Origin of the sequence: Mesorhizobium sp. NZP2234 (assembly GCF_013170765.1) — a bacterium.
Taxonomy (GTDB): Bacteria; Pseudomonadota; Alphaproteobacteria; order Rhizobiales; family Rhizobiaceae; genus Mesorhizobium; species Mesorhizobium loti_D.
Map to the genome: position 1 here is coordinate 231,791 of NZ_CP033364.1, position 25,644 is coordinate 257,434.

At 64.2% G+C, this 25,644-nt stretch carries 25 protein-coding genes; 16 read left to right on the plus strand and 9 right to left on the minus strand.

What is annotated here, in order from left to right; genetic code table 11:
* Positions 1-10 precede the first annotated feature (10 nt).
* The 13 genes from EB230_RS01060 to EB230_RS01120 all read left to right on the plus strand — a co-directional run bounded on the left by EB230_RS01060 (position 11) and on the right by EB230_RS01120 (position 11,609).
* Positions 11-958, plus strand: a complete 948-nt coding sequence (locus EB230_RS01060) for a sugar ABC transporter permease (protein WP_056570391.1) — start codon at positions 11-13, stop codon at positions 956-958.
* The gene (locus tag EB230_RS01065; RefSeq protein ID WP_056569523.1) at positions 955-1,905 is read left to right on the plus strand and encodes a carbohydrate ABC transporter permease; all 951 of its coding nucleotides are present in this window, start codon (positions 955-957) and stop codon (positions 1,903-1,905) included. The genes EB230_RS01060 and EB230_RS01065 overlap by 4 nt, the downstream gene beginning before the upstream one ends.
* Positions 1,902-2,108, plus strand: a complete 207-nt coding sequence (locus EB230_RS01070; RefSeq protein ID WP_081294931.1) for a hypothetical protein — start codon at positions 1,902-1,904, stop codon at positions 2,106-2,108. The genes EB230_RS01065 and EB230_RS01070 overlap by 4 nt, the downstream gene beginning before the upstream one ends.
* 2 nt (positions 2,109-2,110) lie before the next feature.
* Positions 2,111-3,223, plus strand: a complete 1,113-nt coding sequence (locus tag EB230_RS01075; RefSeq protein WP_056569519.1) for an ABC transporter ATP-binding protein — start codon at positions 2,111-2,113, stop codon at positions 3,221-3,223.
* Positions 3,216-4,229 carry an ABC transporter ATP-binding protein gene (locus tag EB230_RS01080; protein WP_056569516.1) on the plus strand — a complete coding sequence of 338 codons (1,014 nt, stop codon included), beginning with the start codon at positions 3,216-3,218 and terminating at the stop codon, positions 4,227-4,229. The genes EB230_RS01075 and EB230_RS01080 overlap by 8 nt, the downstream gene beginning before the upstream one ends.
* A gap of 70 nt (positions 4,230-4,299) precedes the next feature.
* The gene (locus tag EB230_RS01085; protein ID WP_056569514.1) at positions 4,300-5,943 is read left to right on the plus strand and encodes a dihydroxyacetone kinase subunit DhaK; all 1,644 of its coding nucleotides are present in this window, start codon (positions 4,300-4,302) and stop codon (positions 5,941-5,943) included.
* Between the two features lie 72 nt (positions 5,944-6,015).
* Positions 6,016-6,618, plus strand: coding sequence for a dihydroxyacetone kinase subunit DhaL (gene dhaL / locus EB230_RS01090; protein WP_056570387.1), 603 nt, complete (start codon positions 6,016-6,018; stop codon positions 6,616-6,618).
* On the plus strand, positions 6,615-7,004 hold the full coding sequence (dhaM, locus tag EB230_RS01095) for a dihydroxyacetone kinase phosphoryl donor subunit DhaM (RefSeq protein ID WP_056569510.1): 390 nt from the start codon (positions 6,615-6,617) through the stop codon (positions 7,002-7,004). The genes dhaL and dhaM overlap by 4 nt, the downstream gene beginning before the upstream one ends.
* Before the next feature lie 19 nt (positions 7,005-7,023).
* On the plus strand, positions 7,024-7,326 hold the full coding sequence (locus EB230_RS01100) for an HPr family phosphocarrier protein (RefSeq protein ID WP_056569508.1): 303 nt from the start codon (positions 7,024-7,026) through the stop codon (positions 7,324-7,326).
* A 167-nt stretch (positions 7,327-7,493) separates the two neighbouring features.
* On the plus strand, positions 7,494-9,068 hold the full coding sequence (gene ptsP, locus EB230_RS01105) for a phosphoenolpyruvate--protein phosphotransferase (protein ID WP_056570386.1): 1,575 nt from the start codon (positions 7,494-7,496) through the stop codon (positions 9,066-9,068).
* 11 nt (positions 9,069-9,079) lie between these two features.
* A complete protein-coding gene (locus EB230_RS01110; RefSeq protein WP_056569505.1) occupies positions 9,080-9,505 on the plus strand; it encodes a hypothetical protein in 426 nt (141 codons plus the stop codon).
* A 32-nt stretch (positions 9,506-9,537) separates the two neighbouring features.
* A complete protein-coding gene (dhaK, locus tag EB230_RS01115; RefSeq protein WP_056569502.1) occupies positions 9,538-10,524 on the plus strand; it encodes a dihydroxyacetone kinase subunit DhaK in 987 nt (328 codons plus the stop codon).
* A 71-nt stretch (positions 10,525-10,595) separates the two neighbouring features.
* Positions 10,596-11,609, plus strand: coding sequence for a nucleotidyltransferase family protein (locus EB230_RS01120; RefSeq protein ID WP_056569499.1), 1,014 nt, complete (start codon positions 10,596-10,598; stop codon positions 11,607-11,609).
* A gap of 17 nt (positions 11,610-11,626) precedes the next feature.
* On the opposite strand, the gene EB230_RS01125 is transcribed toward EB230_RS01120, so the two are convergent.
* The 4 genes from EB230_RS01125 to EB230_RS01140 all read right to left on the minus strand — a co-directional run bounded on the left by EB230_RS01125 (position 11,627) and on the right by EB230_RS01140 (position 14,666).
* Positions 11,627-12,616 (minus strand): hypothetical protein, encoded by a 990-nt coding sequence (locus EB230_RS01125; RefSeq protein ID WP_056569496.1) that lies wholly within the window; start codon positions 12,614-12,616, stop codon positions 11,627-11,629.
* A complete protein-coding gene (locus tag EB230_RS01130) occupies positions 12,613-13,047 on the minus strand; it encodes a lasso peptide biosynthesis B2 protein (protein ID WP_056569493.1) in 435 nt (144 codons plus the stop codon). Before EB230_RS01130 ends, EB230_RS01125 begins: the two co-directional genes overlap by 4 nt.
* A 19-nt stretch (positions 13,048-13,066) precedes the next feature.
* Positions 13,067-13,501: a PqqD family protein gene (locus EB230_RS01135; RefSeq protein WP_244494022.1), complete on the minus strand. Its 435-nt coding sequence runs from the start codon at positions 13,499-13,501 to the stop codon at positions 13,067-13,069.
* 298 nt (positions 13,502-13,799) lie between these two features.
* Positions 13,800-14,666 carry a DUF2259 domain-containing protein gene (locus EB230_RS01140; protein ID WP_056569490.1) on the minus strand — a complete coding sequence of 289 codons (867 nt, stop codon included), beginning with the start codon at positions 14,664-14,666 and terminating at the stop codon, positions 13,800-13,802.
* A 154-nt stretch (positions 14,667-14,820) separates the two neighbouring features.
* Here EB230_RS01140 and EB230_RS01145 point away from each other — a divergent pair, with 154 nt between their 5' ends.
* The 3 genes from EB230_RS01145 (at position 14,821) to EB230_RS01155 (ending at position 18,995) form a co-directional block, all read left to right on the plus strand.
* Positions 14,821-16,728 carry a propionyl-CoA synthetase gene (locus tag EB230_RS01145; RefSeq protein WP_056569487.1) on the plus strand — a complete coding sequence of 636 codons (1,908 nt, stop codon included), beginning with the start codon at positions 14,821-14,823 and terminating at the stop codon, positions 16,726-16,728.
* Between the two features lie 134 nt (positions 16,729-16,862).
* The gene (locus EB230_RS01150) at positions 16,863-17,945 is read left to right on the plus strand and encodes an acyltransferase (RefSeq protein ID WP_172371090.1); all 1,083 of its coding nucleotides are present in this window, start codon (positions 16,863-16,865) and stop codon (positions 17,943-17,945) included.
* A 318-nt stretch (positions 17,946-18,263) separates the two neighbouring features.
* A complete protein-coding gene (locus tag EB230_RS01155) occupies positions 18,264-18,995 on the plus strand; it encodes a metallophosphoesterase family protein (protein ID WP_056569480.1) in 732 nt (243 codons plus the stop codon).
* A gap of 125 nt (positions 18,996-19,120) precedes the next feature.
* On the opposite strand, the gene EB230_RS01160 is transcribed toward EB230_RS01155, so the two are convergent.
* From EB230_RS01160 to EB230_RS01180, 5 genes are all read right to left on the minus strand, one after another.
* Positions 19,121-21,508, minus strand: coding sequence for a polysaccharide biosynthesis tyrosine autokinase (locus EB230_RS01160; RefSeq protein ID WP_056569477.1), 2,388 nt, complete (start codon positions 21,506-21,508; stop codon positions 19,121-19,123).
* Between the two features lie 237 nt (positions 21,509-21,745).
* Positions 21,746-22,642 carry a UTP--glucose-1-phosphate uridylyltransferase gene (locus EB230_RS01165; RefSeq protein ID WP_056569474.1) on the minus strand — a complete coding sequence of 299 codons (897 nt, stop codon included), beginning with the start codon at positions 22,640-22,642 and terminating at the stop codon, positions 21,746-21,748.
* 74 nt (positions 22,643-22,716) lie between these two features.
* Positions 22,717-23,700, minus strand: a complete 984-nt coding sequence (locus EB230_RS01170) for a glycosyltransferase family 2 protein (RefSeq protein ID WP_056570381.1) — start codon at positions 23,698-23,700, stop codon at positions 22,717-22,719.
* The gene (locus EB230_RS01175) at positions 23,690-24,640 is read right to left on the minus strand and encodes a glycosyltransferase family 2 protein (protein ID WP_065005412.1); all 951 of its coding nucleotides are present in this window, start codon (positions 24,638-24,640) and stop codon (positions 23,690-23,692) included. The genes EB230_RS01170 and EB230_RS01175 overlap by 11 nt, the downstream gene beginning before the upstream one ends.
* Positions 24,640-25,629, minus strand: coding sequence for a glycosyltransferase family 2 protein (locus EB230_RS01180; protein ID WP_056569468.1), 990 nt, complete (start codon positions 25,627-25,629; stop codon positions 24,640-24,642). The genes EB230_RS01175 and EB230_RS01180 overlap by 1 nt, the downstream gene beginning before the upstream one ends.
* Positions 25,630-25,644 lie beyond the last annotated feature (15 nt).

Here is a 25,644-nt window from a genome sequence, read left to right on the forward strand (position 1 = left end):
AGGACTGACCATGCTCAATCGGACCGCGGAGAACGTTGCCCGGGCGACCCCGGAACCGTTGGCCCGCAAGGTCCGTGGCATCAGCGACAAGGGCCTTGCCTGGCTGTTCATCTCGCCGACGATCCTGTTGCTGCTTGCCATCAACATCTTCCCGTTGTTCTGGGCGATCTATCTGTCCTTCACCAACTACCGGGCCAATCGGCCGAACGAGGTGGTGAAGAATCTCGGCTTTGCCAATTACCAGCGCATCCTCGGCGACCAGGACATCTGGATCGCCATGCAGACGACCGCGCATTTCGTGTTCTGGACCATCCTCTTGCAGACGCTGATCGGTTTCACGCTGGCCTGGCTGATCGACCGCAAGTTCCGCGGCCACGCCTTCTGGACGACGTTGATCCTGGTGCCGATGATGCTGTCGCCTGCTGTGGTCGGCAACTTCTGGCGCTTCCTCTACGAGCCGCAGATCGGCTTGTTCTCCTATGTCATCTCGTTCGTCAGCGGCATTCCGCCGACGAGCATCCAGATGCTCTCCAACGTCGAGCTGGCGCCGTGGTCGATCGTCATCGTCGACACATGGATGTGGACGCCCTACGTGATGCTGATCTGCCTGGCCGGCCTGCGCTCGATCCCCGAATACATCTACGAGGCGGCCGAGGTCGACCGCGCCTCCAACTGGCGGCAATTCTGGTCGATCACGCTGCCGATGGCGCTGCCCTTCATCATGCTGGCGGTGCTGTTTCGCGGCATCGAGAACTTCAAGATGTTCGACATGGTCAATCTCTTGACCGGCGGCGGGCCGGGTTCGACCACCGAGGTCGCCTCGATCACGCTGAAGCGGCAGGCCTTCGAGAGCTGGCGCACCGGCTATTCCTCGGCGTTCGCCATCATCCTGTTCGTGGCGGTGTTCGGCCTCGCCAACATCTACGTCAAGGCGCTCAACAAGGTGAAGCAGAGATGAGCCTGACCACAGCCCATTCGGTCGTCGCCCCTTCGGCGAACTCGAAGCGTATCGCCGGAGCGATCATCATCGCCTATGCGCTAATCTCGATCGTGCCGCTGTTGTGGATCTTCGCCACCAGCTTCAAGACGCCGCCGGATTCGATCGCCTATCCGCCCAAGATCGTCTTCCAGCCCAGCATCGAGGGCTACTGCAACCTGTTCACGACCCGGACAAGGCAGACGCCGGAATACATCAACTCGCTCGGACCGGCGACCGGCTTCTGCGACGAGACGGTGCGCAAGCGCAACATGGTGATCGCCGGCCCGTCCAACTTCCTGCCGCGCTTCGTCAACTCGCTGATCATCGCCTTCGGCTCGACCTTCTGCGCGGTGTTTCTCGGCACACTGTCGGCCTATGGTTTCTCGCGCTTCAAGGTGCCGCTCGCCGACGACCTCCTGTTCTTCATCCTGTCGACGCGCTTCATGCCGCCGATCGCGGTCGCCATCCCGATCTACCTGATGTACCGCGAGCTTGGCCTGTCGGACACGGCACTCGGCATGATCTTGCTCTACACGGCGGTCAATGTCTCGCTGGCGGTGTGGCTCCTGAAAGGCTTCATCGACGAGATCCCGCGCGAGTATGAGGAAGCGGCGATGATCGACGGCTATACGCGGCTGCAGGCCTTCTGGCGCACAGTTTTACCACAGGCGACCACCGGCATTGCCGCGACGGCGATCTTCTGCCTGATCTTCGCCTGGAACGAATACGCCTTCGCCGCACTGCTGACATCGGGCACCGCGCAGACCGCGCCGCCCTTCATCCCGACCATCATCGGCGAAGGCGGCCAGGACTGGCCGGCGGTTGCGGCCGGCACGACCATCTTCCTGGTACCGATCCTGGTCTTCACCATCCTGCTTCGCAAGCAATTGCTGCGCGGCATCACCTTTGGCGCGGTGCGCAAATGAGCATGACCAAATCAGTCAAACGCAAATCGCGCTGGCCGGCCTGGGCCCGGCGCGGCGTGATGGAAAACATCGCGACGGCGCTGATCGCCATCGGCTTCCTGATGTTGTTCCAGCCCTTCGCGCTGTCGCTCTACACCTATTCCTTCATCACCATGCTAGCCGGCACCGTGATGTTCATCATCGTCTCGAAGTTCCCGGAATAATCATGGCCGAAATCCGCGTCCAGAATTTGAGAAAGGCCTTCGGCGATTTCGTCGCCGTGCAGGATTCCAACTTCGTCGTCGAGGATGGCGAGTTCTTCGTCATGCTCGGGCCGTCGGGCTGCGGCAAGACGACGACCTTGCGCATGATCGCAGGGTTGGAACTGCCGACTGGCGGCCAGATCCTGCTCGGCGGCGACGACGTCACCATGCTGCGGGCCCGCGAGCGCGACATCGCCTTCGTCTTCCAGCTGTTCGCGCTCTATCCGCACATGAATGTGCGCAAGAACATCGGTTTTCCGCTGCTGGCACAAGGCATGCCGTCGGCCGAAATCCGCAGCCGCGTCGAGGAGACGGCAAAACTCCTGCGCATCGACCATCTGCTCAACAAATCCGTCTCCGGCCTCGCCGGCGGCGACCGCCAGCGCGTCGCGCTCGGCCGCGCCATCGTGCGGCGGCCGAAGTGCTTCCTGATGGACGAGCCGCTGGGCACGCTCGACACCGAATTCCGCGACCTGATGGTCCATGAATTGCGCGAACTGCACAACCGCATCCACGCCACCACGGTCTATGTCACGCATGACCAGATGGAAGCGATGTCGATGGCCGACAAGATCGCCGTCATGAACCACGGCGTCATCGAGCAGTTCGGCAGTCCGCGCGAAATCTACGACCGACCGGCAACCATGTTCGTCGCCGACTTCATCGGCTCGCCGCCGATGAACTTTCTGGGCTTCGGCGGCGGGCTGGCCAAGGGCGCCAGGGAAATCGTCGTCCAGGGCGCGAAAGTCACGGTGCCGGAAGTGCGCGAGGACATCGCGCCGGCCGACATGGCGCTCGGCATCCGGCCCGAACACATCCGCTTCGACGATGCCTCGAAACTGCGCGGCGCCATCTACGGCACCGAATATCTCGGCACCACCCAGATCGTCGCGGTGGAAACGGCGGACGGCATCATCAAGGCGCGCGTGCCGGCCGAAATCCGGCTCAACGCTGGCGATCATGTCGGCCTGGCCCTGAACAGCGCGCGGCTGTCGCTGTTCGACAAGGGCTCCGGCAGGGCGGTCAAAACCGCGATCCACGATACCGCCTCTCAGGGGAGAGCGCAGCATGGCTGACGTGCACATCAAGAACGTGACCAAGAGCTTTGGCGAACATGTCGCCGTCGACGGTCTCGACCTGCACATAGCCGATGGCGAATTCGTCGTGCTGCTCGGACCGACCGGGGCCGGCAAGACGACGACACTGCGGCTGATCGCCGGGCTGGAGCGCCCGGACAGCGGCACCATCGAGATCGGCGGCCACAACGCCACGACGCTGTCCCCGGCGGAGCGCGACACCGCCTTCGTGTTCCAGCAATATTCGCTCTACCCGCATCTGTCGGTGTTCGACAATCTCGCCTTCCCGCTGCGCTCACCGGCACGCAAGATACCGGAAGACCAGATCCGCCGCCGCGTCGAGGAGGTGGCGAAGATGGTGCGTATCCACCACAAGCTCGCCAACCGCTCGACCAGACTGTCCGGCGGCGAGATGCAGCGCGTCGCCATCGGCCGCGCGCTGGTGCGCAAGCCGGCGATCTATCTGATGGACGAACCTCTGTCGTCGCTCGACGCCAAGCTGCGAGCGGATCTCAGGCTCGAATTGAAGCGCATCCAGTCCGAACTCGGCGCCACCATGCTCTATGTCACCCACGATCAGATCGAGGCGATGACCATGGCCGACCGCATCGGCATCCTCGCCGACGGCGTGCTGGTGCAGATCGGCACGCCGAGGACGATCTATTCGGAGCCGGCAAACCTGCATGTCGCGGCAAGGCTCGGCCAGCCGGCGATCAATCTTCTGCCGACCGGCCTGCTGCCCGATGGCGGCGCGCCAGCGGGCACCAAGACGATCGGCGCGCGCACGGAGCATCTGACGATCGAAAAGGCGATGAATGGCCATGCCGACGGCGTCGTCGACTGGGTCGAGCATCTCGGCGACCAGAACCATCTGCATGTGACGGTGGGGCCAAGGAAACTGGTGACGCTTACCGATCCGGACACCGATCTGGCGCAAGGCGACAAGGTGATGATCCGCTATCGCTCGCCGCTCTATTTCGGCGCCGACGGACAACGGTTGATGTGAAGAGGTTCGGCGCTCCCACTGAGGGTTCACCCCGCCTTTGATTGACGATTGCGAATACGGGACGAATTCGATGAAGCACTTTTTCAACCGCCGGGAAACCATCGTCACCGAGGCGCTGGACGGCCTGTTGCGGACGATCGGATCGGGCGATCTCGCGCGCCTCGACGGCTATCCCGAGATCAAGGTCGTGCTGCGTGCCGATTGGGACAAGTCGAAGGTCAGCGTCGTCTCCGGCGGCGGCGCGGGGCACGAGCCCTCGCATGCCGGCTTTGTCGGCAAGGGCATGCTGACGGCGGCGGTCTCGGGCGAGATCTTTGCCTCGCCGAGCGTCGAAGCGGTGCTTGCGGCCATCCGCGCGGTCACCGGCCCGGCCGGCTGCCTGCTGATCGTCAAGAATTACACGGGCGACCGCCTCAATTTCGGCCTGGCGGCCGAGAAGGCGCGCGCCGAAGGTTTTCGCGTCGAGATGGTGATTGTCGGCGATGACATCGCGCTTCCCGACATCGCCCAGCCGCGCGGCGTCGCCGGTACGTTGTTCGTGCACAAGATCTCAGGCCATCTGTCGGAGGCCGGCCATGATCTGGCCGGTATCGCGGCGGCGGCGCGGGCGGCGGCAAAGGATATCGTCTCGCTCGGCATCTCGCTGTCTTCCTGCTCCATTCCCGGCCAGCCGCACGAGGAACGGTTTGGCGAGAACGATGGTGAACTCGGCCTTGGCATCCATGGCGAACCGGGCGTCGAGCGCATCGCGGTGCAAAGCGCGGACCGGCTGGTGGCGATCATGGCCGAGCGCCTGGCAGTGCTGCTCGATCCGAGGGCCAGCCATGCCTTGCTGATCAACAATCTCGGTTCGGTGCCGCCGCTCGAAATGTCGCTGGTCGCCAACGCGGTGCTCGCTTCATCACTCGCCAGGATGGTCAAGCTGACGATCGGCCCCGGTCCGCTGATGACGGCGCTCAACATGAACGGCTTCTCGCTGTCGCTGATCCGGCTCGATCCAGCGCGCGAAGCCGCCTTGCTGGCGCCGGTCGGCCCGCACGCCTGGATGCCGGCACGGCCGGTCGCGGCACCTGCCATCGTGCCGATGGCGAAGGCAGCCGGACAAAGTGCCGCGCACAGGGCCAGCCAGGATGCCGGCACCAGGCGCCTGATCGTCACGGTCTGTGAAAAGCTGATTTCCCTGGAAGCGACCTTGAACGGTCTCGACGCCAAGGCAGGCGACGGCGACACCGGCTCGACCGTGGCGACCGGAGCGCGCAGTATCCTCGATCGGCTCGACACGCTGCCGCTGGCCAATCCCGCGGCGACCCTTGGCGCCGTCGGCGACACGCTGAGCGCATCGATGGGCGGCTCCAGCGGGGTGCTGCTGTCGATCTTCTTCACGGCGGCGGCGCGGGCGCTGGACGGCGGCGCCAGCCTGCCCAAGGCGCTGCTCGCCGGACTTGAGCGAATGACCTTCTATGGCGGCGCCAAACCGGGCGACCGCACCATGGTCGATGCGCTCGAGCCGGCGCTCAAGACGCTCGACGGCAACGGCCCTGGCGAAGCAGCGATCGCGGCCCGGCGCGGAGCCGAGGCGACGGCCGCCATGGAGAAGGCAAAAGCCGGGCGGTCCGCCTATGTCGGGACCAAATTGCAGGGCGTGGTCGACCCCGGCGCCCATGCCGTGGCCGAGGTTTTCGCAGCCGTCGCCGCGCTGCTCGTCACGGCCTGACACATGCACCCGTTGTCGAATGACCGTTCTTTCGCTACTGCCGGCATGGTGAAAACCGGGAATTTGGACGACATGACGGCGTTGAACCTTGCCGGGCTGATCGCGGCAGCCGCGGATACGATTGCCGCCCATGCCGAGGAATTGACGGTGCTCGACCAGGCGATCGGCGACGGCGACCATGGGCTGAACATGAAGCGCGGCTTCGAGGCCGTGCGGGCCGAGGCTGGCGTGTTCGCCGCGAAGCCCTTGCCCGAGGCCCTGAAGGCGATCGGCACCAAGCTGGTGATGACGGTGGGCGGTGCTTCCGGTCCGCTGTTCGGCACATTGTTCATGGCGCTGGGCAAGGAAATTGCGGCGGAGCCCGATCGTGCCGATTTGACGGCGGCCTTCGGCAAGGCGATCGAAGCGGTGGCAGCGCGTGGCAAGTCCCAGGTCGGACAAAAAACCATGCTCGATGTGCTGCAACCGGTGCATGACGCCTTGGCGGGAGGCAAGACGGCGGCGGAAATCGCCGACGTCGCCGACGCCGCCGCCGATGCGACCGTGCCGATGAAGGCGCTACGCGGCCGCGCCTCGTTCCTTGGCGACCGCTCGATCGGTCATATGGATGCCGGCGCGCGCTCGACCGCACTGCTGGTGCGCACGTTGGGGCAAGCGATCGGGGAAAGCGCATGAGCAATGTCGGGATCGTGATCGTGTCGCATTCGCCGCTGGTCGCGGAGGGCACGGCCGACATGGTACGCCAGATGGTGGGCGACGAAGTGCCGCTTGCATGGTGCGGCGGAAACGGCCATGGCGGGCTTGGCACCAGTGTCGAGGCGATCATGGGTGCCATCGACAAGGCCTGGTCGGAGGCCGGTGTCGCCATCCTTGTCGATCTCGGCGGAGCCGAGACCAATTCGGAAATGGCGGTGGAAATGATCGGCGAGCCGCGGGCGCAGAAGATCACCGTCTGCAACGCGCCGATCGTCGAGGGCGCGGTGATGGCGGCGACCGAATCCTCCGGCGGCGCCTCGCTGAAGGAAGTGGTGGCGACGGCGCATGAATTGTCGCCGTCGTGAGTGAACGGGATTCCTGAAAATGTCCGCAGCCGCCGAAGCGACCGTCCTGATCACCCACGATGTGGGCCTGCATGCGCGTCCCTCGGTGAAGTTCACCAAGCTGGCCAAGACCTTTGCCGCCGACGTGGAAATCGCGCTTGCCACCAACGGCCCATGGTTCGACGCCAAGAGCATCGTCAAGGTGATGGCGGCCAAGGCGCCAAAGGGCACGGTTTTGCACATCAGGGCCAGAGGCAGCGGCGCCGATGATGCCGTGCGCGCGCTGATCGACCTGGTGCAGCGCGATTTCGACGAGGACGCCGGTCATGTCCGGTCGGCCTGACGCTGGCGCGCGCCTTCGCCTGCCTGCAGGAGCGGTGTTGCGTCTCACGGAAACGCTGAACCGCTCCAGCATCTTCTTCTTGCGCAATTCCCAAGGGCGAAGCGCTATGCGCTTTGCCCGGGAAAACCGCTCACACTTTTCCTGGAATTGCTTTGGGAATGCGGGCCATGCGGATTGAGGGTGTTCCGGCCTCGGCCGGCTATGCCGAGGGGCCGTTGTTCGACCTCGACCGGCCGCCGGCCATCTATGCAAGCAAAGCCACATCAGCGGAAGAGAAGACGTCGCTGGAAGCCGCGATCGGCAAGGCGGTAAGCCGGCTTGCGGCAATAGTCGAAACCGCCGACAGCGACGCCGCCGGCATACTCGAATTCCACATCGCCATGCTGGAGGACGATGCACTGAGCGGACCAGCCTTCGCGTCGATCGCGTCCGGACGGACCGCCGACGCGGCATGGCGGGAGGCGCTCGACGCCGAGATCGCCGGCTACGAGGCCTCCGACCAGGATTATTTCCGCGCCCGCGCCACGGACCTGCGCGATATCAGGGACCAGGTGCTGCGCGCGCTGACCGAGGACGGTGGCGCCACGGCGCCGACCGGTGCCATCCTCTGCGGCGAGGACATCGCGCCGACGCGTTTTCTCGAAACCGACTGGAGCCATGGCGGCGGCATCGCGCTGAAGGCGGGCAGTACCGCCAGCCATGTCGCCATGCTGGCTCGCTCGCGTGGCGTGCCGATGGTGGTGGGGCTGCGCGAACCGCTTGCCGGTCTTGCCGGCATGGCGCTGCTCGACGCCGAACACGGCAATATCGTCCTGGCGCCCTCGCCGGCGGAGATCGGATCGTTCCGGCGGTCGTCCTCTTCCTTCACGGCCCGACAAGGCAAGGCGAGGACTTTTCTGGCACGGCCGGCCGCGACAAGAGCCGGCACGGCGGTGCGGGTGCAGGTCAACATCGCCGACCCGTCCGATGTCGACGCCCTGGATATCGCGACCTGCGACGGTGTCGGGCTGATGCGCACCGAATTCCTGTTCGGCCGGATATTGCCGGATGAGGAGACGCAGTATCGTGCCTATCGCAAGGTGCTTGAGTGGGCTGGCGACAAACCCGTGACGATCCGCACTGTCGATGCCGGCGGCGACAAGCCGGTGCCGGGCTTCACCGTCGAGGAAGGCAATCCGTTCCTCGGGCTGCGCGGGATCAGACTGTCGCTGGCGCGGCTCGACATTTTTCGCGTGCAGATCAGGGCATTGCTGCGCGCCGCGCCGCACGGCAATCTCAGGGTCATGTTTCCGATGATCGCCATCGCCGATGAGTATGAGCGCGCAGCCGCTTTGTTCGCCGAGGAACAGGCAGCCCTTGCCGCCCGCGGTGTCGCGCACAAGATGCCGCCGCTCGGCATCATGGTCGAAGTGCCTTCGGTCGCCATCGCGCCGGAAGCATTCTCCGGCGTCGCCTTCTTCTCGATCGGCTCCAACGACCTGACGCAATATGTGATGGCGGCGGCGCGCGACAATGCCGCCGTGGCACACCTCAATTCGGTCCGCCATCCGGCGGTGCTGCGGCTGATCGGCTCGGTCACGGCCTTTGGACGGGAGAACGGCATTCCGGTCAGCCTGTGCGGCGATGCCGGCGGCGATCCGGACGCGATCCCGTCGCTGCTCGAAGCAGGCTTGCGCGATCTGTCCGTCGCGCCGGCGCAACTCGCCATGGCCAAGGCGGCCATTTCAGATGTTTCGGTGTAGGCGCGGCTGGCATGGTCGACATCAAACCCGAACCCGGTTCCGAAGAGGCGATCCGCGCCTACAAGACGATCCTGTCGCAGGTCATCGACCAACGCCCGTCCGGCATGCGCCAGCGCCTCGCCGACGCGCTCGGCAAGCACCGCAGTTTCGTGACGCAGATCTCCAGCCCCGCCTATACGATCCCGATACCTTCGAAACATCTGCCTTCGATCTTTTCCGTCTGCCATTTCAGCCCGGCCGAGCGGGATCAGTTCCTCGCCGCCTACCATCAGGCGCATCCGGGAAAGATGTCGGTGGCCGCTGGCATGCGCAAGACCCGGCACGTTTCGCTTGTCGTTCCCGATTTCGGTGACGACAAGCAGAATGCGGCGCTCGACCGGGCCATCAACGAATTCATCCAGAAGATCACCAGCATCGCCGGCAAGGGTGGCGGCTGATTATTCCTTGCCGGGCTGTTTGGGAGGACGCCATGAAGAAATTTATGAACGCGGTGGACACGGTGCTGACCGAGAGCCTCGATGGTTTCGTGGCCGCCCATGCCGATATACTGGTGCTTGGCGAGGATCACAAATTCGTCCGTCGCAGGACCTTGCGGCCGGGCAAGGTGGCGTTGATCTCGGGCGGCGGCTCGGGCCACGAGCCGCTGCATGGCGGCTTTGTCGGCCATGGCATGCTGGATGCCGCCTGCCCCGGCCAGGTGTTCACCTCGCCGACGCCGGACCAGATGCTGGCGGCGGCGCAGGCCGTCGACACCGGGGCCGGTTGCCTGTTCATCGTCAAGAACTACGAGGGCGATGTGATGAACTTCGACATGGCCGCCGAAATGTCGGAAGGCGTCCTGCAGGTGGTGACCAATGACGACGTCGCCGTCGAGAACTCATCCTATACGACCGGCAGGCGCGGCGTCGCCGGCACGCTGGTGGTGGAAAAGATCGTCGGCGCGGCGGCCGAGCATGGCCTGGCCCTGCCCGTGCTGAAGACGCTGGGCGAGCGCGTCAACGCCGCCACCCGTTCAATGGGTGTGGCTCTGACCAGCGGCACCGTGCCGGCCGCGGGCAAGCCGACCTTCGAGATCGGCGACGGCGAAATGGAATTCGGCGTCGGCATCCATGGCGAACCCGGCCGTCGCCGCGACAGGTTGAAAGGCGCCGATGCGATCGCCGAGGAAATCTGCACCGCGATCCTGGGCGATCTTGGTGACAAGGCGACAGGCCCGGCGCTGTTGTTCGTCAACGGCTTCGGCGGCACGCCGCTGATGGAGCTCTATCTGATGTATAATAGCGCCCGCCGGATTTTCGAGAAGCGGGGCGTGACGGTAACCCGCTCGCTGGTCGGCACCTATGTCACCTCGCTCGATATGGCTGGCTGTTCGATCACGCTGACCATGCTCGATGACGAGATGACCGGCTGGTGGGACGCGCCTGTCCATACGGCGGCACTGCGCTGGGGCATGTAGGACTGGCTTCCACAGCGCTTTTCTGCAACCATCCTGGACATTCCCCTCAGCGATAAGATTTGTCCGGCTTGATGCTGCCATCACTCACCTCCGCCGAAGAAAGACTGCTGCTGCGCTTCGCCGATCCGGAGGCGGCGGCAGTCGAGGACAATTTGTCGGCAAAATCTCTGTCCGCGCTGCTCGAAAATGCCGAATTCCACGGCATCCTGCCGATCATGCTGCGCAAGCTCAGGGAGCGCGGCGATGCACGCCTGCCGCCGGACGCCGGCTTGCGGGACAAGCTCGACGATTTGCGCCAGAAGGCGACGATCGCCACCGGCCAGTCGATGCTGCTGCAATATCATGGCGACCGCATCATGAAGGAGATGGCGGCGCGGGGCATTCCGGCGCGGATCGTCAAGGGACCGGTCTTCGCGCGAAAGCTCTATCGCAACGTGTCGGACAGGCCGTTCACCGACATCGACATCCTTGTCGAACCCGCCAACCTTGCGCGGGCAAACCAGGTGATCGCGGCATGCGGCTTCGAACTCGGCAGTGACGAAGCCAAATCCTACCAGCTGCAGGAATTCAAATGGCTGGAAAAGGAGAATTCCAGCCTGCTGGTCGAACTGCATGGCGACCTGGTGCACGACACCGGCATGCGGCGGCGGCTGTCGCTGGGGTTCCGCGAACTGGGCGTCATCGACGGGGACGCGACGGACACGCCGGCAGCGCTTTTGACGATCGCCATCGTGCACGCCGCCGGCGGCCACAAATTCCACCGGCTGCAGCTTTGCGTCGACGTGCTGCAAGGGGTGCGGGCGCTGCAATCAGCCGAATCGGAGAGCCGCCTGCTCGACGCCGCCCGCATGACCGGCATCGAGCTCGAACTGGCGATCGTGCTCAATGTTACCGGCCAGTTGTTCGGCGAGGGTCGCGCGCTTGATCTCGCCGGCCGGATCAAGCCCGATCTCTCGATAAGGCTGGCCAAGCGGCTGATCACGACGAACACGCTGCTCAGGGTCAATTCCCGGGAGAAGATCGGCTCGCGTCTGCGGCGCGATGCCTTCCGCTGGATCCAGCGGGTGGCCAAGGCCAGGCCATAGGCCGCTTGAACCTGCCGTCAACCCGGTGATGTCAACGTGGCGTTTATCAGCGCCGCCGCGTCGGCCGGGCGTGCGCCCACTTCCAGGGTGAATGTCGGCACCGAGGAAACCAGCTTGCCGATCGTCGCCAGCCGGCGCCTCTGCGAGGGCAGCAGGCCGGTCATGCCGGTGCGGACATTGTCCATCGCCAACGCCACCATCGCGTCGGTCCGTGCCATGGGCACGAGCCGGGTATCACCGTCGGCGGAGCGCGCCAGGTGAAGCAGAGCCGCCACGGGCCGGGCGATCGGGCTTTCGATGCGTACGATCTCGCCCAACCGCTGCAGCGAGACGGCCTGTTCGCCGTTGCGGTCCCATGACGGGCCAAGGCAAGGCGCAACCTGCGGGATCATCTCGGCGGTCTTCTGGTGGATCTTGACGTGGCGCGGCAAACCCCAGGCCTGGGGCTGCTTCTCCGAAGCCAGATCCAAGATCATGGCGTCGTCGGAGCAGAGACCAAAGCCCTGCGTTGCCAGCGCCAGCGACGTGGTGGTCTTGCCGGTGCCGCTTGGTGCATGGATCAGCACGATGTTGTCGTGGCCCGGCAGCATCAGGCCGGCCGTGTGCAGCATATGCTGGCCGCCGGCGTCGAGCGCCGCGTCCAACACCAGCATCGATGGCGTCCAGGCTGCTTTCGCCCCAGGGCGAACCCGGAGTTTCGCCCACCCTTCCTCGTCATTGACGGCAACGGTCTGGCGCCCGGGAAAGATGAGATGGATGGTGCCGCCCTCAGCGACCATCCGGCAGTAGCCGTCCTCAGGTATCTCACCGTCGAAGACGAGCGATCCGCCGGGCTCTTCGTCCAGAACGTCCGCCTCGGTGATATCGAGAAGAAAGCCCGGCGCGGTATCAGCGGTGATTCGCAGGATGGCCAGCATCCTGTCGAAATCCTGCCAAAGCTCGGGGCGTTCGGCCGATATGCCGAAGACCTGGCCGTTGAGGTCGTAGCATGCTGAAGGCCTGGTCAAGCTGGGTGCACCTTTGAGGCATCGGCATGGTGGCGATAGATCTCCACCATGCCGGGAAGGCTGTCACTGACCACCGGCCTGCCATCGAGGCAGACCCAGCAATGCGCCGAGACGCGCGGCGTCCGCAGCGACTTCGGGTCGACGCCGAAACGCAGCTCCGGATCGAAGCCGGCGAAGCGCAGGAAGCGATGGCCGAGCAGGCCTTCCCGCAGGCATCTGCGGTCGCGCATCAGCCAGGGATGGCGGACAGTGCGGTTGACGCGGGCGACGATGTAGGCCGATGGCAGGCCGCGATAGGGGGTCGAGGAAGCGAGCGGGGCCCATTTCAGCACGTCCTCGAAGCTGCGCCCGGCAATGAGCGCCGGCATCAGCCGCGCGCTTGTCCAGAGATGGCAGCGAAACAGGGCACGCAGGAGCGGACCGTCAGCCATCAGGCGATACCTCTAGCCATCAAGCACCCGGGGCGGCGAGAATACCTTCCGAGACCAGATCGTTGGCCAATGCCGCCATGTCCTCATCGAGCGTATCCTTGTCGACCTCGAACTCCTCGCAAAGCAGGCCGACGATCTGATCGAGGCTGCGCGCGCCATCCACCTTGTCGAGAAAGGCTTCGGTCGTGCCGTTGCACGTATAGAGCTGGCCGCTGCGTGCCAGAAGCACGACGGCACCGTCGCCGACATGCTGGACCGAGGCGTCGTCCGCCAGCCGCAAAACCGTTCCAGAGACAATTTCCATCACCAACCCCAACAAGCCGTGCCAGAACCCGAAAATGAGATAGCGCGGCGGTGCGGCGCTGTCTATCGGCCGGCCGGAGAGATAGCCGATGCGGCTTTGCGATGGGACGGATTCCCCGCCGATCGCACAAGCGCCATCACCCGTTCCCAACCGAAAATCGCCCCAGAAATAGTCGTCGCCGTGACGCCACAGGCAAGTGCATTGACCGATGGGACCGTTGCTTTTCTTCCCTTAAGTAAGGTAAAGACTCCACGGGTTTGGGGGAGGTAGCGTATGCGTTACAACTGGGAGCGGGCTCCGACGACTTTCGAACGTCATCGAAAAGCCCTGGCGGCGGCGATTTTGATCTTCGGCGGCGTAGGCCTCATGCTCGTGGCCCTGCCGATCTAGTACAATCGAAATTTTGTCCAATGAATACAGTTCGTTAGTCGGCTATCGAGCCGGCTCCTCAGCGAGCCTGCCCAGTCACGGCAATGAAACGGCGGTCGCGCCCTTCGAAGCCCTGGCTGAAGCGCTGCACCAGCACGACAATCACCGCCGGTTTGCCTGAAGGTGTGTATTCATAGGATTCCGACAGGCTGTAGGAAGTCGGGCAGTTCCTCGAGCCAGGCACGGCCTTGTCCTCGTGCAAGGTCTTGAACGGCTTGCCGTCCTGGCCCCGCAGCGACAGCCGGAAACCGAGCGCCTTGCCCGTCTTGTCGCCTTGAGGGGTCTCGTCACCTTGCAAGGCCTTGTCACCTTGGAGGGCCTGGTCGCCCGATTGGGCCTCGTCGAAATTCGCCGAACAATCCGCCGTGCTGGCGGCCAGGATCTGGTCGAGCTGGATCGTCGAAATGCCTGTCTCGCCATAGAGCGGCGAAAGCCATTTCCGCGACACCTGCTCGAGGCGGGAGATGTCGGCGTAGGCGACCATCTCGCTGGGGAAGGTGAACTTGTCGGAGGCGGTCTGCTTGCCGCGCGATGCGATGGCGTATCTGGCCAGGATGGGGTTTGCCCTCGCAGCCGCTTGCGCCCTTGCCTGTTCGAGCGTCAGCGTCGATTCCTCGGATTCGTCAACGACCAGTATGGGCTTGCCGCCAACGAATTCGTCGGTGCGCGTGTCGATGATGTCGATCTGCGAATAACCGGACGCCGAGGCACCGGCATCGAGCTCACCATATTGCTCGAAGGCGAAATAGCCGCCGTCGGGCGAGAAGCCGATGACGCGCCGTGCCGCTGCGTCTCCGGCCAGTGCGGTTGCGGTGGAGATCGCGAGCATCGCGCCGACCGTCAGCGCAAATGCCGGTTTTGCCATGATCGGCAATGGATGGCGCATCGTTCGGATCCTCCCTCGCGAAGGCTCCACTTCACGACACAGGGCACCAGGGGTCAAGACGAGACCGGCTCAGACGAAAATCAGGGAAGACAGCGCCGGAAAAAACAGCATAGGCTGTTTGCAAAGACGGCAAATGGTTCCTGGGGAGGTACGGATGGCTTCACGCTATCATGAGGTCTATGACGGTTGGAAACGCGAACCGGAAGAATTCTGGGCGGACGCGGCGGGCGCCATCGACTGGTATTCGCCCTGGGACAAGGTGTTCGACGCCACCGCCGGCGTCTACGGCCGCTGGTTTACGGGCGCCACCTGCAACACCTGCTACAACGCCATTGACCGGCATGTCGCCGGCGGACGCGCCGACCAGATCGCGCTGATCTATGACAGCGCCATCACCGGAACGGTGAGAAAATTCACCTATGCCGAACTGAAGCGTGAAGTGGTGGCCCTGACCTCTGTGCTGAAGAACCGGGGCGTCGGCAAGGGCGACCGCGTCATCATCTACATGCCGATGGTGGCGGAGGCGGCCATCGCCATGCTCGCCTGCGCCCGAATCGGCGCCGTGCATTCGGTGGTCTTCGGCGGCTTTGCCTCGCATGAGCTTGCCACCCGCATCGACGACGCCAGGCCCAAGCTGATCATCTCGGCCTCCTGCGGCCTGGAGCCAGGCCGCATCGTTGCCTACAAGCCACTGCTCGACAAAGCGATCGAGATGTCCCGCCACAAGCCGGACGCTTGCCTGATCCTGCAGCGCGACCAGCTGCGCTGTGACCTGAAGGACCATTTCGACATCGACTATGCCGACGCCGTCGCGCGCGAGCGGGCCGCAGGCGCCAATGTCGACTGCGTGCCGGTGCTCGCCACCGATCCGCTCTACATCATCTACACGTCGGGCACGACCGGCCAGCCAAAGGGCATCGTGCGCGACAATGGCGGCCACATGGTCGCGCTGAAATGGACGATGGAGAACGAGTTCGGCGTCAAGCCGGGCGAAGTGTTCTGGGCGGCGTCCGATGTCGGCTGGGTGGTCGGCCATTCCTACATCGTCTACGGACCACTGCTGCATGGCTGTACCAGCATCCTGTTCGAAGGCAAGCCGATCGGCACGCCGGATGCCGGCACCTACTGGCGGGTCATCTCGGATCATGGCGTCGTCGCGCTGTTCACCGCGCCGACGGCTTTCCGCGCCATCAAGGGGCAGGACCCGAAAGGCGAGTTCGTTCCCAAATACGATCTGTCGAAATTCCGCACGCTGTTCCTCGCCGGCGAGCGCGCCGACCCCGAAACCATCAAATGGGCGGAGCAGAAGCTGAACGTGCCGGTGGTCGACCATTGGTGGCAGACCGAGACCGGTTCGCCGATGACCATCAACCCGGCGGGGCTAGGGCTGCTGCCGGTGAAATACGGCTCACCCGGCGTGCCGATGCCCGGCTACGATATCCGCGTGCTTGACGATGCCGGCCACGAAGTGCCGCGCGGGACGCTCGGCAATGTCGTGGTCAAGCTGCCGCTGCCCGCCGGCTGCCTGCCGACGCTGTGGAACGCGGATGCACGCTTCCGCCAAGCCTATCTCGATGAGTTCCCCGGTTTCTACAAGACAGCCGATGCCGGCATGATCGACGAGGACGGTTACCTCTACGTGATGGCCCGCACCGACGACATCATCAATGTCGCCGGCCACCGGCTGTCGACCGGCGCCATGGAAGAGGTGCTGGCCGCCCATCCCGATGTCGCCGAATGCGCTGTCGTCGGCATCGCCGATGCGATGAAGGGCCAGATCCCGCTCGGCTTCGTGGTGCTGAACGCCGGTGTCGCGCGCGACGGCGGCGCCATCGAAAAGGAGGTCGTCGCGCTGGTGCGCGAGCGCATCGGCCCGGTCGCGGCCTTCAAGACCGTGGTGACGATCAAGCGCCTGCCCAAGACCCGGTCGGGAAAGATCCTGCGCGGCACCATGCAGAAGATCGCCGACAAGGAGGAGTGGGCGATGCCGGCGACCATCGACGACCCTGCCATCCTTGACGAGATCAGCGCTGCCCTGAAGGCGCGCGGGATCGGGGTTTGAGGCCGACACGGTGAGCGGTTTCGCGGCGCCCTTCCGCGCCGGTCGGCCTATCCTGATCGGCGAGCAATACTTTTATTGTGCAATGCAGCAAGCCACCCTAAAGTGACGGGTGGGGGGCCATCCGGCGGTGCGGTATGGCTCAACAGAAAATTACGTTCGGCGGCGTCGACATCCTGCGATTTCTCGCCGCCGTGCTGGTCATGATCTACCATTATGGCTTCTGGGTATGGGCCTATCCCGATGGCATTTCGGCGCAGGCCACCGGCGGCGTGCCGGCGCAGCCGGCAATAGGGGCCTGGGTCGGGTCCGGCTGGGTCGGCGTTGAGATCTTCTTCGTCATCAGCGGCTTCGTCATCGCCTTCAGCGCCGAGAAATCGACGCCCCTGCGGTTTTTCGAGGCAAGGTTCAAAAGGCTGGCGCCGGCAGTCTGGATCTGCGCGCCGATCACCGCCGTGCTTTTGCTGCTCATCGGCCTGAGCTGGCCGACCGATGCGGTGGTCAGGCTCGTCCGCACCGGCCTGTTCGCGCCCTATGGCCCCTGGGTGGACAGTGTCTACTGGACGCTTGGCATCGAGATCGCCTTCTACGCCATCGTCTGGATCCTGCTGCGGCTCGGCCGCTTCCATCTGATGGAAATGGCCGCTACCGCCATCGGCCTCGTCAGCACGCTGTTCTGGTGCCTCTATTATCTCTTCGACTGGTCCGACTTCGCCGAGACGCGCTGGCTGCAGCTTACCCTGGTGCACCATGGCTGTTTCTTCGCGGTCGGCGTGTTGCTCTGGCTGATGCGGTTCAAGGCGCTGACGCCTTCCCGCCTTGGCTTCTGCCTGTTGTTCCTCGGCGGCGGCGTGCTGCAGATCGCCAGTTCGGTCGACGTCCACAGCATCAAGGTCAATGCCGTGATGCCCTATGCGCCGCCAATCCTGATCTTTCTCGTCGCTATCGCCTTGATGGCATGGTCGTTGCGGCTCAACCTCGGCTGGAGCGGCTGGCGCCGGATCGGCCTGATGACCTATCCGCTCTATCTGATCCACGATGTTGTCGGCGCGGCAATGCTTGGGGCCATGGTCCGCGCCGGTGCTCCTTATCTCCCATCGATGGCGATCGTCGGCGCGACCATGATCGCGGCAAGCTGGCTGGTGGCGACCGAGGCCGAGCCGCGTATCCGGCTGCTGCTCGACCACACCGTTTTCCGCTATCGGCTCAAGGCCGCCTAGACGCCGGGTCGGTTCCCGTTTCGCGGAACCGGCGAACCGATCCATCTTCATCCTGACGCAACTGCGGGCGGAAAACCGCCTCGCACCTTTCCTGGAATTGCGCCGTGACGTGAACGCATCCAGCCGGCCCGGCATGCCCTATCCGTCTGGCGCGGCAGGATCTTTCCGAAATCCGGATTCCGCTTCGGGATCGTGAAATTAGCCTCTTGGCACGCTCCGCTTCACGCGGGATAACAGACAGTCATGTTTTGTGCATGACCGTCCGCTTTTCGATATCGAGAGCCTTCGCCAGTGAACCTGTTTCAGCGAAAACCCCGGATGGCGGCGCGCGCACGCCTCGATATCGACCTGCAGGACACGACCGTCTATGCGATCGGCGACGTGCATGGCTGCTACAAGGAGCTGCGCTCGCTGGAGCAGAAGATCCTGCTCGATTCCTTGCGCTTCCAGGGCCGCAAGATCATCATCATGCTTGGCGACTATATCGACCGTGGGCCGCAATCGGCGCGGGTGCTCGACCATCTCCTTGCGCCGCCGCCGAAAGGGTTCCAGCGCATCTGCCTCGCGGGCAATCACGAGGTGGCGATGCTGCATTATCTCGACGGCAATCTGTCACGCGAACCCTGGTTGGCGACAGGTGGCCTGCAAACCCTGTTTTCCTATGGTCTCGACCCGCAGCGCCTTGCCGGTCTTTACGAAAGAAGCGCCGAGATCGACCAGCACATAAGGGATGTCATCCCGGCCGAGCATGTCAGCTTCCTGCGTGGGCTGCCGATCATGGTCCGCTCGAGGAAATTCGTCTTCGTCCATGCCGGCATCAGGCCGGGCGTCGACCTCGCGGCGCAGGACGACCGTGACCTCCTCCACATCCGTTCGGATTTCTTCGACGCGGCCCATCTGCTCGACCGCTGGGTGGTGCATGGCCACACGCCGGTGGACATACCGAGACTTGAGGGACGCAGGCTGGGCATCGACACCGCCGCCTTCCAGAGCGGCCGCCTGACGGCTGTCCGGATCGCCGACAAGCAAGGCCGCCTGATCTTCTCCTGATCAGGCGCGGCGCCTGGAGAATAGTGAACGGTTTCCCGGGAAGAGCGTGTAGCGCGTTCCCTTGGGAATTGCGTCAAAACAAGGAGTTAGAGCGGTTCGCCGTTTCCGTGAAACAGTGAACTGCCCTAGACCGGTGCCTTGCTGCGAACTTCCGACTTGTCGAGATAGTAGGTCGAATACTTGTCGAAGAATTTCTCCGAAGCCCCGAACGATCCGTATTTGGCGAGCTTCTTCAGATCGACCTTGTTCAGCACCACCCCGACGATCTTGTTGGCGACATAGGGCTCGGATTCCAGCATCGACCGCACCATGGCGCGTGGCGTGCGGCCCCATTCGGTGACGAGCACGAAGCCGTCGACGAGCGGCGCGAAGGCCTTGGCGTCGACCACCGGCCCGAGCGGCGGCAGATCGACGACGATGTATTCGAACGTCTCCTTGGCATTCTCGATGAAGCGCCGCATTCCGGCCGAGGACAGCAGCTCGCTGGTGTGCGAGAAGTGCCCGCGCAACACGGCCGGGATGATGGCAAGCTTGGTCTGCCTGTCGATCTTGCCGACGGATTGCCAAGTCTGACCGCTCACCACCGCTTCCATCAAACCTTGCTCGGCCTCCATGCCAAGGCTGCGGCTGAGACCTGGATTGCGCAAATCACCGTCGATGAGCAGCGTCTTGGCGCCGTTGGCGGCAAGCAGCCCGGCGAGATTGGCCGCCACCGTCGACTTGCCTTCGCCGGGAAGCACGGAGATGACGCCGATGACGCGGCTGCCTTGTCCTTCCATCACGACATCGAAGGCGATCTTGGCGCTGCGCAGCGTTTCGGCAAACATCGATGCCGGGGCGTCGATGCTCACCCTCATTCGCGCCCGCCTTTCAATGGCGGCCGGCGATCTGGCGGCCTTGGCATCCGGCTGAGCCTCGGCCGGCTTGTCGTCCTTGGCAGGTTTGCTGCCGATGGTCGGCAGGTAGCCGAGGAATTTGAGACCGACGCGGTCACGGACCTCCTCACCGGTCCGGAAAAACCGCTCGTTGAATTCGTTGAGGCCGCCGAAGCCTGCGCCCATCAACACACCGAGCACGAGCGAGAGCCCGAGCACGACCATGGTACGCGGGCTCGAGGCGGAGAGCGGCGTCGAGGCGTCCGAGATGATGCGGATCTTGCCGACCGGGAAGGATTGCTGCTGCGCGGCTTCCTCGTAGCGGCCGAGGAACGTCTGGTAGAGGGTCGTGAGCGCCGTCGCCTTCTGGTCGAGGTCGCGCAACTGGACCTGCGACTGGTTGTCGATGGAGCTCTTGCCCTGTGCGGCGGCGACATTGGCCCTGAGAGCGGTCTCGCGCGCCAGCGCCACCTCATATTCGTTGCGATAGCTTTCGGTGAGCTGCTTCAGCTCGCCGAAAATCTGCGCCGATATGTCGGCCTTTTCCTTGGCAAGCGCGACGGCCTGCGGATGTTCTGGACCGAAATTCGCCTCGACGTCCTGCTGCCGCTTGGCGACGGTGAGATAGCGGGTCTTGAGCGCCGAAATGACCGAACTGCTCGGCTGGTCGGCCGATATGGCCGCGTCCTTGAAGGCGTTGTCGGAGCCGCTATCGACAATCGACTTGTACTGCTGGTAGCGGGCGCTGGCGCGAGCCGTGTCGGCCTGCGCCACGATCAGCTGGGCGTTGAGATCGGCAAGCTGCTTGTCGCTCATCAGCTGGCCATCGCTGTTGGCGGACAGGCCGTGCTCGGCCCTGAATTTCTCGACCGCGAGCGATGCCTGCTGCGAGCTTTCGCGCAGTTCCGTCAGCCGGCCCTGCAGCCAGACCGCCGCGCGCTCGGTGGCGTCGAAGCTGGCATCGAGCTGATCGGCAAGATAGGCTTCGGCATAGGCCTTGGTAATCGCGGTCGCCAGTCCCGGATCCGTCGCCTGATAGCCAAGCGCGATGACATAGCTTCGTCCGACACGATCCGCCCGGATTTCGCTCTGCAGCTTGAGGATGGCGTAGTCACGGCGGGACGCGGCAATCAGCGCATCGCGGGCGGCCGGGTCGAGTTTGCTGATGTCACCAAGGCCCGGCATGGGCGGGCTGGGGCGGACATACTGGATCAGGCCGCGGATCAGGCCGACGCCCTGGGCAAGCGCCGACTGCGGCGGATTCATGAAGGCATCATTCTGGTCGAGCTTAAGCTTGTCGACGACCACCGCGGCAAGCCGCGTCGAGGTCAGTATCTCGATCTGGCTTAAAATGGCGGAATCGGTCTGCATGGTGGTCGACGCCGCCGAAATGTCGTCGACGATCTTGTTCAGGCCCTCGTCGATCAGCACGCTCGACACCGACACAAATTTGGGCGGCGTGGTCTGCAGATAGAGCATGCCCAGGAAAAGACCGATGGCGGCGCACACGGCAACCACCTTGGCCTGCCGCGCAGCCATGCCAAGCAGCCGCTCGATATCGATGAAGTCTTCGCCGTCTCCTGCATCCGAATTCGGCAACGGCATCCTCTTGTCGAGAGGAAAGTTGGCATAGTTCATCGTCGGTCCAATCCCAGAGCCTGTTGCGTCCCGATCATCGGGTTGAGGCTCTATCTCTTTGTTTGGGCACAATCTTTTCCGAAAACCGGGACTGACTTTCCGGGATCGTGCCTTGGCTTGCAGTTGCCTCGATGGCCGGGAGCATTGCCGTGGGCAGTGCAAGCCTCATGCCAATCAGCGACGAACCTGCCGGCCCCTCGCCAACAGTCATGTGACAATGCTCCCGAAAGATGGGCATTATGCGGCTTCTTCCTGGCGTTCATGCGACCGGACGAACTCCTGAAGCATCTCGAAAACCGGACCCTTCATGTCGTTGCGTGCCAGCGCGAAGGCGATGTTGGCCTGGATGAACCCTTCCTTGGACCCGCAGTCGAACATGCGACCCAGGAAAGGCTGGGCAAAGAAAGGCTGGTCCCTCGACAGGCGGACCATGGCGTCGGTCAGCTGGATCTCGTTGCCGGCGCCTCGCTGCTGATTGCCCAGCAGCGCGAAGATCTCGGGCTGCAGGATGTAGCGGCCGTTGATGTAGAAATTCGACGGCGCGTTGGCCGGGGCCGGCTTCTCGACCATGGCCGTAACCTCGAAGCCTCCGCCGATCTCGGCGCCGCGCCCGACAATGCCGTATTTGTTGGTCTCGCTCGGATCGCAGCGCTCGACGGCGATCACATTGCCGCCCGTCTCGGCGTAGAGATCGGTGATCTCGGCCAGGCAGCCGCGACCGCCAAAGGAGACCATGTCGGGCAGAAGCAGGGCGAAAGGCTCGTTGCCGATGACTTCGCGGGCGCACCAGACGGCGTGGCCGAGGCCTTGCGGCGACTGCTGGCGGATGAAGGAGGTGGCGCCAGCCACGGGCAGCATGCTTTCGAGCGCCTCCAGCTGAGTCTTCTTGCCGGTCTGCTCCAGCGTGCCGATCAATTCCGGATGCAGGTCGAAATAGTCCTCGATGACCGCCTTGTTGCGGCCGGTCACGAACACGATGTGCTCGATGCCGGCTTCGAAGGCCTCGTCCACCGCGTATTGCACGACAGGCCTGTCGACCACGGGAAGCATTTCCTTCGGCATCGACTTGGTCGCCGGCAGGAACCGTGTTCCAAGCCCCGCCACCGGTATCACGGCCTTCCTGATTTTCTTCATCGCAAATTCCTTCTGAGGAGATCGACTGCAGTCCATTCACAGGCCACGAAAAATCCCTCCATGTGCCTGCATCTTCACCTCCCCACCCCCACGGCAAACTGTGCCGCTACTCGTCGCAACCGCACGGCGATCGGCATGCCCATATGCCTGACCGCCGCCGGGTCGCTGAGCGCCGTCCGGATCGCCTTGAGGGGGGACCGCGCCTTGATGTGCTGGACCATCGCCAGGAAGGAGGCCGCCTTGCGCAGGCTGCGGCCGCGCCGGGCAAAGGCCGCCTGTGCTGCCTCATCCATCCGATGGGTCTGAGCGAATGCGGCGTCCGCCTTGCGCATCGCTTCGACATGATGAAGCTCGAGCACACGCGAGATGGAGCCGCTGCGAATGTGATAGGCGTAGCCGATATCGGGCTCGACCACGCATCTAGCGCCCTTGGCCAGGGCCTCGGCAAACAGGATATAATCCTCGCCGATCCTCAGCTTCTCGTCATAGCGAAGCCGGTTCTCATCCAGGAACCGGCGCTGGAAGATCGGCTTGAGATAGCCTAGGTTGAACTTCGATTCGAAGACGATGTTGCCGGCGATGTAGGTGGCGAGCGAAATCTCGCCCAAGCCTTCCAGATACCGCCGCGGGAACATCGCGTCCTCGACCACACCGTCCTCGCGAATGATCTGGAGGTTATCGACGGCGATCTGCGCTTCGGCTTTTTCGGCGCGGCTGATCATGGCGGCGAGACGGCCTGGAAAGACGGCGTCGTCGGAATCGAGAACCGCGATCCACCTGCCGCGGGCGACGTCGAGGCCGGCATTCCTGGCGCCGCCGGGACCGCGATTCCTGGCGAGCGCAACGACGCGCACGATATCCCCTGGATAGGCCCGCGCCACATCGAGCGTGGCATCGCGCGACTGGTCGTCGACAACGATGATCTCGACGCTGACCCCCTTCTGCGCGATGGCGCTGGCGATCGCCCTATCCAGCGTCGCCTCGGCATTGTAGGCCGCGATCACAACGGAAACGTCGGGGGCTGAAACATCGGGGGTCGGGGAAACGTCAGGCTGCACGCTTGCCCCCTTCCCCCGGCGAGGGTTGGCCATAGAGGCGGATTTCGCGGACGCCGACAAGACCGCTGACGACACCGACATGCATGATGCCGCGCAACACGCTGCGGTTCCTGCGTACCGGGCTGGCGACGACGGGAAGTGCCGCGGCGAAACAATAGGCCGCCTTCGCCGCGGCAAGGCCGACATGCTTGATCAGCCCGATGCCGCGCGCGTTGCTGCCCAGGAGGTGACCATGCGTCTGACCGACGCGGAAACGGCGCCGGCCAAGCCAGTCGAACGCAGCCCTGGCACGCGGCACCACCTCGTCCACCCAGGCGTCTTGAGAAAAGGCGATGCGGCCGTCGGCCTTGACCATCTGATCGAAGAACTCGGTGTCCTCGCCGCCGGTCTGGCCGCGCGCCAGGCTGAAGCGGCGGCCGCGCAAGCTGTCCGATCCCATGCGCAGCAGGACGTTGCAGGTGTAGCCGGTGCGGATCTCGCCGCGCACCCACACCGGCAAGGTCGAATGGAAATCGCCGCGCCGCATCCATTCTGGCGCATCCGGGCGGTAGAGCGCCCGCACCGGGCCGAGCACGGCTGCTGCGCCGCTGTCCTCAGCCGTCGCGACCAATTCGGCCAGCCAGCGCGGCGAGGCAGTCTCGTCATCGTCGATGAAGGCGAGGAAATCCGCCTGGCTGGCATCGAGGCAAGCATTGCGGGCGACCGAGATGTTGCGCGCCGGCGCATGCCGGTAGCGGACCGGCAATTTCAGATCCCGCGACAGCGCCGCCACCAGGGCCTGCGCGCTTGGCGTGTCGTCATTGTCGGCGACGATGACGCTGACATCAAACCCTGCCGGCATTTCCATGGCGGCGAGCGAGCGCAGCGTATCGGCCAGTTCCGGCCGCCGGAACGTGCACACGCCGATGTCGATGCTGCGGTTCTTGGCCTGAACCGCCATCACGCCACCCCGCGTCGCGCGCCAAGGCCGAGAAGCTGCAGCCAGAAGCCGACGGACCAGCCGAAATGCATGACCATCGCCGAGACGCCGGCAAGCGCGATGCCGGCATTGCGCTGGCGGATGGCCGTCACCAGGCCGTAGCCCAGGCATACCGCCGCCCAGACCAGCAAAGGCACAGCCGCGATCCAGTGCACGAAGGAGAAGGCAGCCAGAAGAACCACCGGGAAGACCGCCAGCGGCACCATCTGCCGGACCTTTGGAATGACGCGGTGCTTCAGCACATTCTTGGCGCGGCCACGGCCATAACCGAGATACTGGAAATAGAGACCTTTGAGCGAGGCGCGCGGGTAATAGACCATCCGCGTCTTGCCGCTCATCCAGATCTTGTAACCGGCTCGCCGCAGCCGATAGTCGAGCTCGGCATCCTCATTGTGGCTGAACGTCTCGTCATAGCCGCCAACAGCGCCGAAGGCCGAAATCCGCATCAGCGCGTGATGGCCATGGTCGACCCACTCTCCGGCGGAGAGGTGACGATGCTTGGAGCCACCGGTGCCGAGTTTCGAATTCTGCGCCGCCGCAACCGATTTCTGTACCGCGCCGCTGCCGCTGGTCAGCATCGAAACCACGACCGAATCCGCTGATGTGGCCATCGCTTCCTCAAGCAGCCGGTCACAATAATCGTCGGGATAGCCGCCATGCGCGTCGATGCGGATCAGATAGTCCGCACCCTCACCGAAAGTGCCAATGGCGAGATTGATCGCCGCGCTCTGGATGCGGCGCTTGTTGTGAAGCAGGATGACGCGCGAATCCTTCGCGGCGATCTGCTCGACAATGGCCAGCGTGCCGTCGGTGCTGCCGCCATCGGCGACGATGATCCTGGCGCCCAGCCTTTGAGCCGCGGGCCGCAATTGATCGAGCAGCGCGCCGATATGGCTTGCCTCGTTCAGGCAGGGGATCACGATCAGGCTGGAGGGAAGCGCTTGCGTCATCAGGCGATGTCCATC